Annotated in this window: 14 protein-coding genes and 1 pseudogene; 5 read left to right on the forward strand and 10 right to left on the reverse strand. The window is 44.2% G+C overall.

The features are described from left to right. Window positions 1-221 precede the first annotated feature (221 nt). From AB6E08_RS09195 to AB6E08_RS09205, 3 genes and pseudogenes are all read right to left on the reverse strand, one after another. Window positions 222-357: pseudogene (locus AB6E08_RS09195) on the reverse strand (L-threonine 3-dehydrogenase); the annotation flags it as partial. Between the two features lie 134 nt (window positions 358-491). Then, window positions 492-1,523 (reverse strand): L-threonine 3-dehydrogenase, encoded by a 1,032-nt coding sequence (tdh, locus tag AB6E08_RS09200; protein WP_004730216.1) that lies wholly within the window; start codon window positions 1,521-1,523, stop codon window positions 492-494. 110 nt (window positions 1,524-1,633) lie between these two features. Beyond that, window positions 1,634-2,827, reverse strand: coding sequence for a glycine C-acetyltransferase (locus AB6E08_RS09205; protein WP_137001333.1), 1,194 nt, complete (start codon window positions 2,825-2,827; stop codon window positions 1,634-1,636). Window positions 2,828-3,330: 503 nt separating this feature from the next. On the opposite strand from AB6E08_RS09205, the gene AB6E08_RS09210 reads away from it, so the two are divergent. Further along, window positions 3,331-4,263: a LysR substrate-binding domain-containing protein gene (locus AB6E08_RS09210; protein WP_372065716.1), complete on the forward strand. Its 933-nt coding sequence runs from the start codon at window positions 3,331-3,333 to the stop codon at window positions 4,261-4,263. Further along, window positions 4,263-4,646: a VOC family protein gene (locus AB6E08_RS09215; protein ID WP_372065718.1), complete on the forward strand. Its 384-nt coding sequence runs from the start codon at window positions 4,263-4,265 to the stop codon at window positions 4,644-4,646. Before AB6E08_RS09210 ends, AB6E08_RS09215 begins: the two co-directional genes overlap by 1 nt. 113 nt (window positions 4,647-4,759) lie before the next feature. Here the strand turns inward: AB6E08_RS09215 and AB6E08_RS09220 are convergent, their stop codons facing one another. The 4 genes from AB6E08_RS09220 to AB6E08_RS09235 all read right to left on the reverse strand — a co-directional run bounded on the left by AB6E08_RS09220 (window position 4,760) and on the right by AB6E08_RS09235 (window position 8,397). Beyond that, window positions 4,760-6,295 (reverse strand): PepSY-associated TM helix domain-containing protein, encoded by a 1,536-nt coding sequence (locus tag AB6E08_RS09220; protein ID WP_372065720.1) that lies wholly within the window; start codon window positions 6,293-6,295, stop codon window positions 4,760-4,762. 111 nt (window positions 6,296-6,406) lie between these two features. Next, the gene (locus AB6E08_RS09225) at window positions 6,407-6,757 is read right to left on the reverse strand and encodes a hypothetical protein (protein ID WP_102249337.1); all 351 of its coding nucleotides are present in this window, start codon (window positions 6,755-6,757) and stop codon (window positions 6,407-6,409) included. Between the two features lie 326 nt (window positions 6,758-7,083). Further along, window positions 7,084-7,479 (reverse strand): cytochrome b562, encoded by a 396-nt coding sequence (locus AB6E08_RS09230; protein ID WP_012600383.1) that lies wholly within the window; start codon window positions 7,477-7,479, stop codon window positions 7,084-7,086. Between the two features lie 171 nt (window positions 7,480-7,650). Next, window positions 7,651-8,397 (reverse strand): phosphatase, encoded by a 747-nt coding sequence (locus AB6E08_RS09235; RefSeq protein WP_009845603.1) that lies wholly within the window; start codon window positions 8,395-8,397, stop codon window positions 7,651-7,653. Between the two features lie 346 nt (window positions 8,398-8,743). Between AB6E08_RS09235 and AB6E08_RS09240 the strand changes: the two genes are divergently transcribed. Further along, a complete protein-coding gene (locus AB6E08_RS09240) occupies window positions 8,744-11,764 on the forward strand; it encodes an HD domain-containing phosphohydrolase (RefSeq protein ID WP_372065723.1) in 3,021 nt (1,006 codons plus the stop codon). A gap of 30 nt (window positions 11,765-11,794) precedes the next feature. On the opposite strand, the gene AB6E08_RS09245 is transcribed toward AB6E08_RS09240, so the two are convergent. After that, window positions 11,795-12,814, reverse strand: a complete 1,020-nt coding sequence (locus tag AB6E08_RS09245) for a DMT family transporter (RefSeq protein WP_372065725.1) — start codon at window positions 12,812-12,814, stop codon at window positions 11,795-11,797. A gap of 91 nt (window positions 12,815-12,905) precedes the next feature. Between AB6E08_RS09245 and AB6E08_RS09250 the strand changes: the two genes are divergently transcribed. Both AB6E08_RS09250 and AB6E08_RS09255 read left to right on the forward strand, forming a co-directional pair. Beyond that, a complete protein-coding gene (locus AB6E08_RS09250; RefSeq protein ID WP_372065728.1) occupies window positions 12,906-13,820 on the forward strand; it encodes a LysR substrate-binding domain-containing protein in 915 nt (304 codons plus the stop codon). 87 nt (window positions 13,821-13,907) lie between these two features. Further along, window positions 13,908-14,228 carry a heavy metal-binding domain-containing protein gene (locus AB6E08_RS09255; protein ID WP_004730185.1) on the forward strand — a complete coding sequence of 107 codons (321 nt, stop codon included), beginning with the start codon at window positions 13,908-13,910 and terminating at the stop codon, window positions 14,226-14,228. A 100-nt stretch (window positions 14,229-14,328) separates the two neighbouring features. Here AB6E08_RS09255 and AB6E08_RS09260 read toward each other — a convergent pair whose 3' ends face one another. Next, the gene (locus AB6E08_RS09260) at window positions 14,329-15,573 is read right to left on the reverse strand and encodes a peptidoglycan DD-metalloendopeptidase family protein (RefSeq protein ID WP_372065731.1); all 1,245 of its coding nucleotides are present in this window, start codon (window positions 15,571-15,573) and stop codon (window positions 14,329-14,331) included. A gap of 147 nt (window positions 15,574-15,720) precedes the next feature. Then, entirely contained in the window at window positions 15,721-16,560 is an 840-nt protein-coding gene (locus AB6E08_RS09265) for a tetratricopeptide repeat protein (protein WP_009845608.1), read from the reverse strand. Window positions 16,561-16,633: the final 73 nt, after the last annotated feature.

The following is a 16,633-nucleotide window of genomic DNA, read 5'->3' on the forward strand; positions in this document are numbered from 1 at the left end:
AGGTTTAGGAATAGGGCTACGAGAGAGTGGACGTAGCTGATCAGATCGTAGGTTCTGGATTTAGTTCCACTGAATTACGCAACAAAGCCCCTCAATCCATTAGAGAATTAATGGCGACAAAGTGGCGGTAGACACTGTAAACGACCGTTATTTAGCTGTTTTATTCGTAAAAAAGGCGACAATTTTCACTGTCGCCTTTTGCTATTTAGAGCCTAATTTTTCTATTCCCAATCAAGGAAAACCTTGCCAGAAAGCCCCCTACGTATAGCATCGAAGCCAGCTTGGAAATCATCAATTTTAAAGTGATGAGGTAATGATTGGTGATAGGTCTAACCCTGATTGAATCAAACTTGCCACTATATGCGAAATAAAAAATAACCAATAAATATCAATTAGTTAAATTATTTATAAATTAAATATGGCTACAGAGTGGCGATAAAAAAGGCAACAGTTTTACCTGTTGCCTTCTAACATTCAAAACTGGTAGTAACCTACTCCCAGTCTAAAATTACTTTACCTGACATACCAGAGCGCATCATGTCGAAGCCTTTCTGGAAGTCGTCCACTTTGTAGTGGTGAGTAATGATTGGTGTTAGATCTAGGCCTGATTGAATCAAAGAAGCCATCTTGTACCAAGTTTCGAACATCTCACGACCGTAGATACCTTTGATAACCAAGCCTTTAAAGATTACTTGGTTCCAGTCTACTGCCATGTCTGATGGTGGAATACCTAGTAGAGAGATCTTACCGCCGTGGTTCATGTTAGTCAGCATGCTATTGAACGCAGATGGGTTACCAGACATTTCTAGGCCTACATCGAAGCCCTCAGTCATGCCGAGATCAGCCATTACGTCTTCAAGCTTCTCTTCCATTACGTTTACTGCGCGAGTTACACCCATTTGACGAGCAAGGTCTAGGCGGTATTCGTTTACGTCAGTGATTACAACGTGACGAGCACCAACGTGCTTAGCAACAGCAGCAGCCATGATACCGATTGGACCAGCACCAGTGATTAGCACGTCTTCGCCTACTAGGTCGAAAGAAAGCGCTGTGTGTACTGCGTTACCAAACGGGTCAAAGATTGATGCTAGATCGTCAGAGATTTCTGCAGGGATCTTAAATGCGTTGAACGCAGGGATCACAAGGAACTCAGAGAACGCACCAGTGCGGTTTACGCCAACACCTGTTGTGTTACGACAAAGGTGAGTACGGCCGCCACGACAGTTACGACAGTGACCACATGTGATGTGGCCTTCACCAGATACACGGTCGCCGATTTCAAAACCACGAACTTCTTGGCCGATGCCAACAACTTCACCCACGTATTCGTGACCTACCACCATAGGTACTGGAATTGTGTTTTGTGACCACTCATCCCAGTTGTAGATATGTACGTCTGTACCACAAATTGCAGTTTTCTTAATACGAATAAGAAGATCATTATGACCCATTTCAGGTTTTTCAACCTCGGTCATCCAGATGCCTTCTTCAGGCTTAAGCTTAGAAAGTGCTTTAATTTTCATAATGTTATCCAGTTCATCTCGCCTAACTGTAACGCGAGAATCAAAAATCTATATGTTCTATTGGGTGTTGTTTTATCTAATCAAAGGATGCTAAAGGCACCCCTTTAAAATTAGATGATACCCATGTCTTTACCAACTTGGATAAACGCATCGATTGCGCGATCTAGTTGCTCACGAGAGTGTGCAGCAGACATTTGCGTACGAATACGAGCTTGGCCTTTTGGTACTACAGGGAATGAGAAACCTACAACGTAGATGCCTTTCTCTAGAGCGCGCTCTGCGAATTCAGCCGCTACTTTTGCATCACCAAGCATGATTGGGATGATTGCGTGGTCAGCGCCGCCCATAGTGAAACCAGCCTCTTCCATGCGAGTACGGAAGTGAGCAGAGTTTTCCCATAGTTGAGTTCGTAGGTCGCCAGATTCGGCTAGAAGATCTAGAACGCGGATAGATGCCGATACGATTGCAGGAGCAACAGAGTTAGAGAATAGGTATGGACGAGAGCGCTGACGTAGCCAGTCGATCACTTCCTTCTTACCAGAAGTGTAACCGCCTGAAGCGCCACCCATTGCTTTACCAAGCGTACCTGTGATGATGTCGATACGGTCAACAACGTTGTGGAACTCGTGAGTACCCGCGCCGTTTTCGCCCATGAAGCCAACAGCGTGAGAATCATCAACCATTACTAGTGCGTCGTACTTGTCAGCAAGGTCACAGATAGCAGGAAGGTTAGCAACTACGCCGTCCATAGAGAACACACCGTCAGTTACGATAAGCGTGTGACGAGCGCCCGCTTCTTTAGCTGCGATAAGTTGTTGCTCTAACTCTTCCATGTTGTTGTTCGCGTAACGGAAGCGCATTGCTTTACACAGACGAACGCCATCGATAATAGATGCATGGTTTAGTGCGTCAGAGATGATTGCGTCTTCTTTGCCTAGAATCGTTTCGAATAGGCCAGCGTTTGCATCAAAGCAAGATGTGTAAAGGATAGTGTCTTCTTTACCAAGGAACGTAGATAGCTTTTGCTCTAGTTCTTTGTGAGAGTCTTGAGTACCACAGATGAAACGTACTGAAGCCATACCAAAGCCGTGCTGATCCATACCATCTTTAGCTGCTTCGATAAGAGCTGGGTGATTAGCAAGACCTAAGTAGTTGTTTGCACAGAAGTTTAGTACTTCTTCACCAGTCGAGATAGAAACCGCTGCTTTTTGTGCAGAAGTAATAATGCGCTCAGACTTATAAAGACCTTCTTCTTTAACTTCTTCGATTTGCGTTTGAATCTGTTGGTAAAATGCAGAAGACATTGTTCATTCCTTCCTAGTTATTATTCAGCAGCATCACGCGCCGCTTTATTTAGGGATATAAACGATCCTAAAACGATCATTTACACTGTAAAACTAATCTCTATATTCTAGTTGAACACTCCCTTCTCGATTATCCCTCTAGTTGGAAAAACATTAATGAATCGCAGGCACGAATAATGGTTCATCCCAGTGACACAGGGCACATAAACGCGTCTTACCTGCTCTTTTTAACGTCAAATCCCCTTCCGTTTGTGTCTAATTTCACTTTCATATCAGATCTCTATTTTTCATCTCAGAACAATATGGTGATGATTATCCGCTTCTCTTAGAATGTGCATCAGCAACGCCGCTATACAGATGAAAACCGATGAGATGAAAAGCAAAACACGCCAAGCAATCAGAGCAATCACGTCAAGTGATTAATGAAATTGATTCACAAATCAGAAGAGATCACTCACAATTGTCAATAAGCTCACCGTTGTAACTAGCCCTACTGGACACTTATGATTAACCCAAAACTCATCGCCCTACTTCCCGATCTCGCCTCGTTTATCTTAGTTGTGAATGAAGGTAGCTTTACCGCTGCAGCAAAGCAGTTAGGGGTGACACCCTCAGCGTTGAGTAAATTGATCACACGTCTAGAAAAAGCACTCTCAGTAAAGCTGTTTGAACGTACCACTCGTACATTGATCATCACGCAAGCAGGCCAGTTGGTATACGACCAAAGCGTGGTCATGATTAATGCGGCGCAACAAGCGGTTGAGCTGTCTACCTCTGACCATACTGAACCTGCTGGATCGATAACGGTAGCAGCCCCTGAAGCCTTCTTGAACTCGGTTCTACAGCCTTTTGTTGCACCATTCTTAAATCAGTACCCTGAGATTCAACTCAAGTTAAGAGCCGCCGATGGCGACATCGACATATTGCGCCAAGGCATCGACATTGCGTTTCGCCTTACCGACAAGCCCGATGAAAGTTTGGTTTTAAAAGAGCTAGGCAAAACGAACCTTGTACTTTGTGCAAGCCCGGGCTATTTAGATGCCAAAGGAATCCCTCACCACCCTACCGAGCTTTCTGAGCACGACTGCTTATACCTTGCAGAAACAGATAAAGACCACATTTGGGACTTCCTTAAAGATGATGAGTTTTATACAGTCCCCGTCAGCGGACGTTACGCTGTGAACCACTCTCAGATGCGATTGAAAGGTGTTAAAGAAGGGCTTGGCGTGGGTATTTTCCATGACTTCGTGATCCAAGATGCATTGGCTGAAGGTTCTGTAGTGCAAGTACTGGAAGATTGGACCATCAAGAGTAATTACCATGGCGCTATCGCGATGCAGTTTGCTCAAACCAAGTACATGCCTGCCCGATTGCGTGTATTCATTGATTACGCGATGGAACACTTGGGTGACAAACTGGCAGGAGAAATAAACTGATGCTGAAAGGGATACACCACGCCGCCATTATTTGCTCAGACTACGAAGTCTCTAAACGCTTTTATACGGAAGTTTTAAAGCTTGAAGTGATTGCGGAGAATTATCGTGAAGCACGTCAGTCGTATAAGCTCGACTTGGCACTGCCTAATGGCGCTCAAATAGAATTATTCAGTTTCCCTAACGCACCTGAAAGACCAAGTTTTCCTGAAGCCCAAGGGCTAAGACATCTAGCTTTTTGTGTTGATGACGTTCAACAAGTCAAAAACTATTTGGAAGCACAAGGAATCGACGTCGAACCGATTCGTGTTGATGAGTTTACGGCGAAATCATTTACGTTTTTCGCAGACCCAGACGGCCTGCCGCTAGAACTTTATCAGATCTAAAGCTTTATCAGATCTAGAGCCGTATCAAGTCTAAAGTCTTCTTCACAAAAGAAGCGATCATCTGATTAATAAAACGGACCTTCTCAAATAGAGAAAGTCCGTTTGCATGTCAATTAACTCAACGCGGTCTTGAATCTCTCAACGCGTGAAAACAGTAACCAATCCAATAGCATTGCAATCACAATCGTTGCACCCGCGAGTGGAAACAATATCGAAATAATAACCACAGTCACTAAACCCGTTTTCCATAAGCCTGCATCGCCAAACTTCGGTGGCGTTCCCAACTTTCTTTGGCCTGAAGGTCTGCGTATCCACCACATTACTCCACCAGTCACTGACACCACAATGAACGCCAAACAGAACAACGCATTTAGAAGCTTATTAATGATGCTGATGTCACCTTGATGCAGAGAAATACCGACGGCTAAGGTTTTGGCGAATAAATTGTAATCTTGCCACGTCACCTCTCCTAGAATGCGCCCTGAATACTGGTCGAGGTGAGTCGTGCGATCTTCAGTTGGATCGATAATGTCACCGCCCATGGTATTGGCAGCCACGGTGTAAACGCCCGTTTCTGAGCGCGGAAAATTGACTTTATATTGTGTAAAACCAATAGATTGAGCTTTTTCTATCACATCATCAATCGAGAAATTACTGGCAGATAATACATGCTGAGAATGATCCTCACCCATCTTAGAATGGTCATGAGCTTCAGACGCCTCTTCTACTTGGTGGACGTGTTCTGCTGGCTTATCTTGAGATAAAGGCAGTGGAGTTTGCTCTAGGTTCCAAGGCATTTCCTCTTCAGACCCGTGATTTAAAGAAGCATGCGTTTCGTTAGACAGAGGAATGTCGTCCCACATTTGAGCAGGAAACGTACTCCATGCTTGCACTAGCTTACCGCCCCAAAAACCTGTCCATGATAATCCCGATAGAATAAATAACAGAAGAATGAATGACAGTGTTCCACCGATATTCGCATGCAGATCACGCATTAAAATACGCGTTCCTGAACCAAATCGAAGCTTAAGAAAACCAGCGCGGCTCGCGTTATCTCGAGGAAGCCATAAGTAAATGCCACTGATGAGTAACAGAATAGACAAGCTTATTGCGACTTCAATTAGGTAATCCCCCCAATCACCAATCAACAAAGTGCCGTGAATGTCATTCGCCAGTTGATACAGACTGTCGCTGCGGGGGATTTCTCCTACCACTTCGCCAGTATATTGATTCACCGTGGCGAAAACGGACGTGCCATCTTCAAGTGATACAGAAAATCGGTTCGCAAGATCAGGGACTTTACTCGGTACAAATTGTGTCACCGTACCTTGTGGGTATTGATTTTGTACCGCAGCTAATTGTTGTGACACCTTGATCGGTTCGCCCGATGCAACAATTTCAATCGCGTCTTGATGGAAAGCAAGTTCGATTTCATCGTCAAACAGCATCACCAAACCAGTCATACTCAACATCAACATAAATGGGATAACGAATAGCCCGGCATAGAAGTGCCAGCGCCAAGTGAGGAAGTAGAGAGTTTTATTGCGGTCTTTGTTTTTTATATTGGTTTTCGAACCGGTTGTTGCACTGCTTGTATACTGCGAAGTCGCTTGTGCTTTCGCGAAGCTTTGAGATTCATTTCTCAACATTATTATTTCCTTTGACACACGCAAACATACCTTCTGAAAAATCAGAAAGTAATCTGAGCATGTTTAACTTTACTTAATACTTTATTTTTTAATTATTTTAGAGGGTTAGGTTTAAGTAATATCAAAGGGAGGGCCGCGCGGGGCTTGCCTCGTGTAGCGTTCGCTTAGAGCCAAAAAAGCGTAGCTGTCTGAGACAATAGAACTCAATCGAGTTGTCAGTAGTGTTGTTGGAAGTTCGTCTTGGTGGAACGTGGAAAAATGGCTAAAGGGACACGGCTTTCCTTTATGAGTACTAGGTTCACCTTCTTCAATTTGAACCAGTTCAAAGCCATTGATCGTACATAACGACGCCCATACTCCCGCACTATTACCATGAGCATTGATAACAGGCATTAATGTCACTAGCGCCCAGCTTAATGCTGTAGCAAGTAACATGGAGAAGTTGAACGAGGTTCGGCGCATTATTCCAAATCTTTATAAATTTCCCTTATTATGAGGGACTTGGAATATAGGTAAACGTAAAGATTAACAGCAAGTTAAAAAATTGAAGCTAACGCACACTCTTTTTAGTTAAAAACTGGTTACAACCAAAGAGCCAAAAGAATGTTACGCGTCTATTAGCAGTAAAATGTCTAGAAAAATAGCAGTAAACTGTTTAGAGAAACGACAATAAAAAACGCCGCCTTACACCTTCCCCTAAAGAGGGTTATGTAAGACAGCGTTTTAGAAATCGAATCTTGAGGTTTTGCTCTTTGTTACGTATCTAGCAAACTCAATTGATTGGCAAATTAACCGAAGATCTTGCTCCAAATGCTTGGATTACGCTTCTCATGGTACTCTTCACGAAGGCCGTCAATAGTACGAAGTTCCTGCTGTGCCGACTCTAAGTCACCTTGGTCTAGCTTCTGCTCAATGCTATCCAATGATGCACTGATCTTTTTGAAACCTTCCATGAAGTTATCTTCTTTCTCTATTGGGTAAACACCCGTTTTGAGCTCTGCCACTAGCGTATCTAAACGAACGATAGGCTTTTGCATCTCTTCAATGCTTTGAGCTTCTGCCGCTTGTTTGAACGCAAGCTTCATTTCTTGCATGTTTTTCTTAAGGTCAACATTAGCAAATGCGTTGCCAGACAATACTGAAGCAGCGATTAAGCCAGATAAAAGGATTGAGCGAGTTTTCATTATTTCTCCAAGTGAAGCGGTGTCTTTGAAGTTAGAGCCATCATTATTGTACTGTGGCACTTCGACTTTATTATTTTCGGCTAGTGTATACAAAAATCCGTCGGGCACAAAAATTGATTGTGTCGAAATGCAAACTAGCTAGCTAATTACTGACAAGTACCGGACAAACCATCACTCAAATACCGAAAACTCGGCAATCGATTGACGACCACGTAATACCAAAAAGGCTAGGAATTGCTGTGGTGAATGGGTAATCACTTTACTCGAATCCACGCCCACCTCACCAAGTAGTGAAGACACGAGATCCAACCCACCCACATCTATGCAGAAATGCGCATCGCTACCTGTCGTAATAAACGCACCTTTCGCTTTAGCAATTCTTGCGATCTCGTAACAACGATCAACACTGCCAACGCGGCTATTGCCTTTAAGCGTGGTGTTATTAATTTCGATTGCTACGTTATGTTCCGCCGCACATTGAATCACAACTTCAAAATCGAAATCAAAATTTGGGTTGCCTAAATGACCAAGTGCATCAACACGACCGCCTTTAATCACATTCAACAATGCTTCTGTATGAGTAGCAACATCCGACGGGCGAAAAACGGGCTCGTGGAAGCTGGCAATCACCCAATCTAGATTCTTATCCACACTCGGATGAATGTCGATTTCACCCTGTGTGTTCATGATGTTTGACTCGACACCTCGAATAATTGCAACATCTTCAATAAAACGAGGGAGCACACGCTGGTTACTGAAGAACCAATAGTGTGGCGCGCCCGGCATAGACTCTGAATGGTCAGTAGTACAAAACATAGCTAAACCGTTTTGCTTTGCCGACTTAGCGTTTTCGATCAGCGTGCTGTAAGCATGGCCACTTGCGTATGTGTGGGTGTGGGTATCTACTTTGAGTTCCATGAATCAATGCTCTCTTCGCTTAGTCAAAAAACGTTTTCCAGAAAGTAACTCTGAGCCTCTTTCTGGAAAGGAGTGCCCGCACCTTTTTCTGAAAAGGAGTGCTTCTGAAAAGGAATGCTTAATGGCAACAATTCGACCAGTTTATCAGCTGAAAGTGACAATTAGCACCTAAACATAAGGGTTTCTTGTGAGTTCATTTACACAGCACGATAATACGTGGCTAACCAGACGACGCTGACACTTTTCTTATCTAAATAAAATCGAACAGACTCGGTAATTACGCCAATTTTTTGCAACCTACCCAAGTTCGTCAATACTTAAACCAGTCTACAAACTGGAGTGTTAGATGAGAAGAAGACGATATCCGCTGAGTATCCACATCACTAGCCTTTTCTTAATTTTGACCACTCTTGTCGGTACCGTACTGATTTCGATAAGTTATCGGCACTCTCAAGAACTGCTTTTAGGCACCGTGCGCGAAGTCAGTAATGAACATCGCGATAAGCTGGAATCGGTATTTAAACAAGCTATTGCCCCAGTCATCACAACCTTAAACGTGATGGCAGTGAGCCCGTTTGTTGCTCATCAAACCTCCTCCGTCGAAAAAGAATCTTGGCTTGCTTTGGTCGATATCATCTTCAAACAAAATACCAATTTAGTTGCTCTGTTCTATGGCTCTGAAGATGGCGATTTCCGAATCTTTCGTCCTCTGAGTTCCATTAAACAGAGAGCCGACAACAACGCTCCCGCGAAAGCGACCATAATGATCAGCACCAATCTAGATGGTGAAAACTTTATTACCTTTCTCGATGGCGCACACCAAGTGATCAGTACCCGACAAGCCGAGAGTAAGTTCAACCCCACGACTCGACCTTGGTTTCGTAACGCAAAGCCTGACGGCTCAATACAACTCTCTGAGCCCTACCTGTTCTATTTCTTGCAAACCAATGGCATTACGCTTTCTAGACGTTCATTGGATGGCAAGCATGTCGTTGGTGCCGACTTCACGTTGAAATCTCTCTCTTCCCAGATCAGTGAATTGGCCTACTCTCCGCAAACCCGACTCGCCTTGTTCGATCAACATTTCAATCTTCTCGGCCAACATCAACTTGATCTATCGATTCCCAAGCTTACCTCCCAGCCTAACAACACAAGTAAAACTGAGAAAACGAATAACCAAACGACGGGGAAACTCTCTGGCAGTGAGCAAGACCAAAGCTTCTTTAATGTGCCCAAACGTGAACAGTTGGAAGCATTGAAAGCATCCGTCATAGCACCACTTATCTCCGACGAGGAGAAATTAAACCTCAACCTAAAAAACGTTGAATACAACCTAAACACTTGGGCATTAACACTAACGCCTGTTGAGCTCACTCAGAATGTCACTTTATATTTGGCAGAGGCTACGCCACACAATGAGTTGCTCTCTGATCTTATCTCAATGCGAGACAAGCAAGTTGCGGTCGCGATTGGTATGTTGTTCATCTGCTTCGCTATCGTATGGTTTGTTGCTAATCGACTGTCTCAGCCGCTCAATACACTGATGCAACTCACCGACAACATCGCTCGATTCGATTTCAGAAGAACCCACTACCCTAAGAGCATGATAAAAGAAGTCGCTAACCTCGCCCATTCCATTGAGCTGATGGAGCACACGCTTCATGATCTGATTAATCTACTTCGGGACACAGCGGGTAATCAGGAGTTTTCGATATTAGCCAAAAACATTGCGCATCAAAGCTACCTAATTACCAAAGCTGAAACCATCGTGCTGTTTACTCAATCTGAAGAAAAGGATGTGTTTGATACGGCAGCGAATCTCGCTATTCTTCCTTTCAAGGCCGACATCAATGACTTCATCAAGCATACCCCTTGGTTGCTGTGCCAGCTTAAATCTGGAGAAACCATCCACTTAAACCGAGAAGACAATGTTCTCAACTATTACCAAGATTCGATCTTCAATTCAGATCTGTACCTGTTTCCACTATTAAACCGTGAGAAGTTGTTGGTGGGTATCGTCGCAATTGGCTATGAAAGACCGATTACCAAGATGCAGGCAGACAAGCACGCCTTCTTACGAGAACTGCTCAGTTTTGCGGAAATAGCCAAAGACAACATCGACCAAATGCAGCAACAGAAAGACATGCTTAATGCCTTTATCGAGTTGATTGCATCAGCGATTGATACCAAATCCCCATACACTGGCGGTCACTGTCAGCGAGTACCCGAACTGACCAAATGGTTAACCCAAGCAACCATTGATGATGACCGTTATTACCCGCAATTCTCATTGGATAGTAAACAGTGGGAAGAGTTAATGCTCGCCGCTTGGCTTCATGACTGCGGCAAGGTAACCACACCTGAGTATGTCGTAGACAAAGCGACAAAACTTGAAACCATTTACGACCGAATCCACGAAGTGCGAATGCGTTTCGAACTGTTAAAACAACAAGCTGAAACCGACTACTGGAAAGCCATAGCGAACGGTGCACTCCAAGAAGAGCAGCTTAAAGTTCTCGAGCAAAGTTTGTCTGAATTGGATGAAGAGTTTGCCTTCGTAGCCGAATGTAACCTTGGTGGGGAGTCTATGACGGATGAGCAACTAGAACGCTTAGACCGAATAGCCAAGCGCCAGTGGAAACGAACACTCGACGATCAGCTAGGGTTATCTTGGTCTGAAAAAGCGAGATTTAACACGCAGCAAGCTCCGGCTGAAAAAGATGAAATTGAGCCAAGAATCAAAGACCAAACGCTGCCCGTGATGGAGCCACTACTTGCTGATAAACCCGAACATAAAATACCTTGGGATAATGGCTTTAACCCAGCCGACGTGTGGCAAGAAGCGTTTGTACTCAAACCTGGTGAAGTGAAGTACAACCAAGGTGAATTGCACAATTTGAAAGTACGTCGCGGTACCTTAAACGACGAAGAACGCTTCATGATAAACGACCATATCATTCAAACCTTCACCATGCTCAACAAGCTCCCTTACCCATCTTATCTCAAGAACATTCCTGACATTGCCAGCGGACACCACGAACGTATCGATGGTAAGGGTTACCCGAGAGGCTTAAACGAAGACCAGTTACCTTTACCGTCTAGAGCGATGGCCATTGCCGATGTATTCGAAGCGCTCACCTCCAGTGATCGCCCGTATAAGAAAGGAAAACTCCTAAGCGAATCACTCAACATCATGACCGACATGGCCACCAGCGGTCATATCGACCCCAAGCTGTATTTGCTGTTTTTGGAAAACAAAATCTACGACAAATACGCTGAGCGATTCCTAGAGACTAAACAGCGTTGCGAGATTAAACCAAACGAACACATCGACCGAGTAAAAGACTACATTCGTTCATTGTTCTAGGCTTTTGTCTGCAATCTTCAGCCTCAATGTTTAGCTTTTAACGGCAGAGTCCAAAACCGCAGCATCTGCTACAGCCACAGCAGATCGAGGTGTTTGCTTGGCTTTTGCTTTGCTGTGTCTTTTAGCCAATAGAGTATTGGTTATGCTCGCCACGACTATCAAATTGATACCGATCAACTGCTGAGTTGAAAACACGTCATCAAAGAACAAGCTCTGCCATAACGCACTGAACAGCATGTTAGTGAAAATTAGGGGAGCCAACTGAGAACCGCTGTCTGCCAACTTGTACGCTTTCGAGCGGAAGATTTGCGTGTTAATAGTAAATAACGCCAATCCAAAAGCGCCAAGCGCAATCCAGCGTAGGCCTTCAAAAGATAGCAGAGCCGATAAGGTTCCATTGCCCGCAGCACTCTCAAGCGCATCTGGAGCCGCAGAGACTGAAGTAAACACAACCATTGGTATCACAATGATTGCCGCGACCAAGAACGTCCACGCGTTTAGCTCTGCGGGTGTCAGGCTAGTCTTGGACGCTCGATACAAACTCACTTGTGAACCCGAATTAAACACACCCGCCAATAATCCTAGCAACAACGCTGGCCTAAAGAACTCTGAGCCAAATTCAAACTGAGACCAATCCCCAGCCATCATCACTACACCGACAAAGGTGACAACTAAACAAATCACTGTGGTTGTATGAATCTTGGTTCCAAACATTAATTTTTCTAACAAAGGAATAAACAGAGGGCCTGTACTAAACAACACCACACCTTCAACCAGCGTTAGCGTTTGCAAAGACGTAAGAAAACACCACTGGCATGCCACCATAAAAATCGCACGCATCACTAAAGGTTTCCACATATCGAGTGAAGGTTTCGTGATTTTGTAAAACATCAAAAATAGGAATAAAAACAGACTGGGTAACAAAAAACGCACGAAACTCAATAATGAAACGGGCATTGATACCGATAGATACTTGGCCATTAAGCCACTTAAAGACAAACTGAACGTCGACAACAACATGAAAGCCGTCGCCTTGGTAATATCAGACATAATTATCACCTCCTATGGGACCTATTTTAGAGGCGTGACATGATGAAAAATAGCGAGTAATATTAACCACAACTGTAAGGAAAACTTACCAATGAAGAAACTCGTTCCACTTAAATCCGTTTATGCTTTCATTGCTGTAGCCGAAACAGGCAGCATGACCGAAGCCGCTCGCGTGTTGTACGTCAGTCATTCAGCGGTAAGCCAAGCGATAAAATCATTAGAGCAACTGGTCAATAAGCCGCTGTTCCAACGTGTGGGTCGCCGTGTTGTGCTGAATGCCGCAGGTAAGCGATATTATCGAAAAGTCGCGCCTGCACTGGAACAAGTAATAGAAGCCACCGAAGAACTCGCCAAAACGCCTAACGACCACCGCATCACCCTCAACATGGTGAACTCACTCGCCATGCACTGGTGGATCCCGCGAGTCTCGGAATTCCAAAGCTTTGCTCCCTCTCTTGATATTCGCATATCCACGTTAACGGGCACTTTCGACATAGAACAAGAAGGTGTGGACATCGCGCTCGTGCACGGCAAACCAAGCGAGTGGGACCGATATTACAGCGAAAAGCTCGGCGACGATGACCTGGTCTTGGTGTGCAGCCCTGCTCTATTGAAAAACCAGACCGGATTAAACGTCCAACAACTCGTCAAACAAAACCCGACCATTGGCGTTTTTAACCTCAGGCGACAACATGACTGGCAAGTCTGGTGCGATCATTACCAAATACCCATGCCGACGTTCCACAGTAACTTGACGTTCGATGTCTCTATTCAAGCCGTGCAAGCTGCCATTCGTTCGCTTGGTGTATTAGTCACTCACCGCTTGTTTGTGAAAGATGACATCAGCCATGGCATGTTGGTCGAAATTAGTGAGCCAGTGGCTAACCCCCATCAAGATTTCTATTTCGTTTGTCCAAAAAACAAATTAAAACAAGAAAGTGTGCTAAAACTGAGAACATGGTTGAGGCATGAATTCACTCGCTCAGAGACAAAACTCAGCGAGTAACTAATCATCAAGTAACTAATCAACTAGTAACAACTCATCTAGTAACCAACCATCTAGTAACCAACCATCTAACTTACAGAGGCCACTATGATTATTACCACCACACAATCTGTCGAAGGCAAACGCATTGTCGACTACAAAGGGGTTATTGCCGGAGAAGCCATTCTAGGGGTGAATGTTTTCAAAGATATGTTTTCAGGTATTCGCGACTTCGTCGGTGGACGTTCTGGCACCTATGAAAAGGAACTGGAGAAAGCACGTAACTACGCATTCAAAGAGCTAGAGCAGAAAGCGATTGAAGCGGGTGCAAACGCAGTGGTTGGTGTCGATATCGATTATGAAGTCTTAGGAACAGGTAATGGCATGTTGATGGTATCAGCCAGCGGCACAGCAGTTGTCGTCGCTTAATCGAATCTGAAATCATGTGATTCAATAAATGCTTATTCCAACATTCGGTTTGTTTATCACCAGAAGGTTGGAATAAGGATAAGCCGTGGCTGAAGTGAATTTAACTCGTTCTGCCTTCTTGCTCAGAGATGATCTCATCAAAAGAGGCAATTCGAGCGAGGAACGCCCCCTTGTCTTTCGGTAATATAGAGCTTGCCAAAGGCAGGTCAGCCTTCATCGCGTCGACCGCCCTTCCACGTACCAACACTTCAAAATGTAAGTGAGGCCCTGTTAAACGGCCTGTTGCACCCGACAACGCAATTTCCTGACCACGCTTAACCTGTTGCCCTTTCTTCACCAAAAAGCGGCTCAAGTGTAAGTAAACGCTGTTATGCTCTATCACCAGATACTTCCCTGCGTAAGGGTGGTCACGAAGCGCCACAACCCTACCGTCTCCGGTTGAATAAACGGGTGAACCCACAGGCGTTGCGAAATCAGTGCCATTATGTGGTGATATACGCCCTGTTACCGGATGTTTGCGGTACGGATTAAATGGTGAAGTGATTCTTCGGAACTGTTTGTCTATTGGGTATCGATTAAAAGCTTGCTCAAGGCTATTCCCTTCTCGGTCATAGAAACGTCCATCCGCAGCAAGAAAAGCCGCCACTTCCCTATTTCGTAGCTTGATAGAGACCCCTTGCACTTCAGTCTTACCCGTTAAGTGATCTTCCGTGTATTGCTCTTTAACCAAAACATTAAAGCTGTCGCCAGCTCTGAGATCTTTGGAGAAGTTAATTTTATCTTTCAGCGTTCGAGTGATATTGGCTATCTGGGCACCGGTTAAACCGGCCTTGTAAGCTGACGTGGAAAAACTACCCTGCACCGCACCTGCGTACAGCTTTTCTTTCCATTCCCCAGGAGTATCGATGAACTGATAACTAAAACTACCGTCATCATTTTCTGTGTAAACAGCCTGCTCAACCAAGCTCTCATGGTAAATCAATTCGACTAGCTGCTTAGAGTCACTATCCAACAACAACTCTAGATGATCACCAGGCTTGATCGTGTCCAGTTTCAGTGATTCTAGATCGGCCTCAAGTATCTTTTGAGCCGTTCCGTAAGGGAGTTTCCAAGAGGTAAATACATTACTGAGTGTATCCCCAACTTTGACAAAATAATGAACTCTTACCAGAGAACTTGACTCAACGTCTGAACTCGATGGCTTCTCATCAGCCGAAACCACACCTTGGTAAGGTGTAATTTTGATAGCCATGTCTTCTGGTGGTTCAGGAGAAAGAGAAAGATATAAAGCAAGTGAAAATGCGCTGATAGCAGTCACTATCAGGCCAGTGCGGAGGAACTTCATAAAAATACTTAACGGTTATCACAATGAACTTTTCAAATGTTATAACATAACAATTAATTCAATAAAATAAGCGAAATGTAAGAAACCGTTCCGTAAAAATGATTAAAAGCATAGTAAGCGTACGAAGCTCACCATGCCATTAAATAATTACTCTTCACAAAGCGCTTCAAAACGATCTAAGCCGCGTAGCATCTCAAAATCTGGCTCTTCAGCTAGCAACTCTCGCATTGAGCCACTGGCTTCGATAGAGCGCTCTAAGTCGTCGATTGCCTGACCTTCAGCACCTAATCTTGCATACGAACAAGCTCGTTGGTACAAGGCGTGAGCATTTTGATCATCCACTTCCAATACACGGTTACATAAGCTCATTGCCCAATGGTATTCCTGCATGTCCATTGCGGCATCAGCTTTATAAGTGAGCGCCTCTAAATCACCAGGGCGGACTTTTAAGATCTCATCGTAAATTTCAATTTTTTGCTCGGCGGTTTGAGCATTTTGCGCTCTCAACCATAAGTTGTGTATTTCATTGATGATTTCAATTTCTCGGTTGTTCTCTGAGATAATTCGAGTCTTACGCTTTAGATCCCTTTCAAGAACGTTAAACTTCTTCTCGTACTCTTGAGCGATAGAATTCAATCGCTGGTCAGCCATCTCTTTGGTTGTGTGCTTGAGTTCTTTAAGCGATTGCCACCCAACTAATGCGATAAGTGAAGCGACACCCGCAATAATGTAGAAAAAATAGGTTACAGTCACGTTGGCGTAATTCAGCGATTTGTCCGCCACAGCGAGCTCACGGTCGGTCATCTGAATAGTCAAACGTCTTTCAAGATCTTGTTGGTCCATTCTTAGCTGCTTCAATTCATCCAAGATATAGCGTTCCATCAACGGTCGATCTAAATAGTCCAATTCTGAGTACTCAACCTCTTCGCTTGCAAAACTCATCGTGCTGAACACCGAGATAACTGCAATCAATAAGATTCGAAGCATTATACATTCCTTATATGTTTCATCTTTAGGCTAACTGTATCTTGTAATAGTCATACAAGCTAGGAAGTCGACA

The sequence above is a fragment of the Vibrio sp. 10N.247.310.24 genome (assembly GCF_041467175.1).
Classification (GTDB): domain Bacteria; phylum Pseudomonadota; class Gammaproteobacteria; order Enterobacterales; family Vibrionaceae; genus Vibrio; species Vibrio tasmaniensis_A.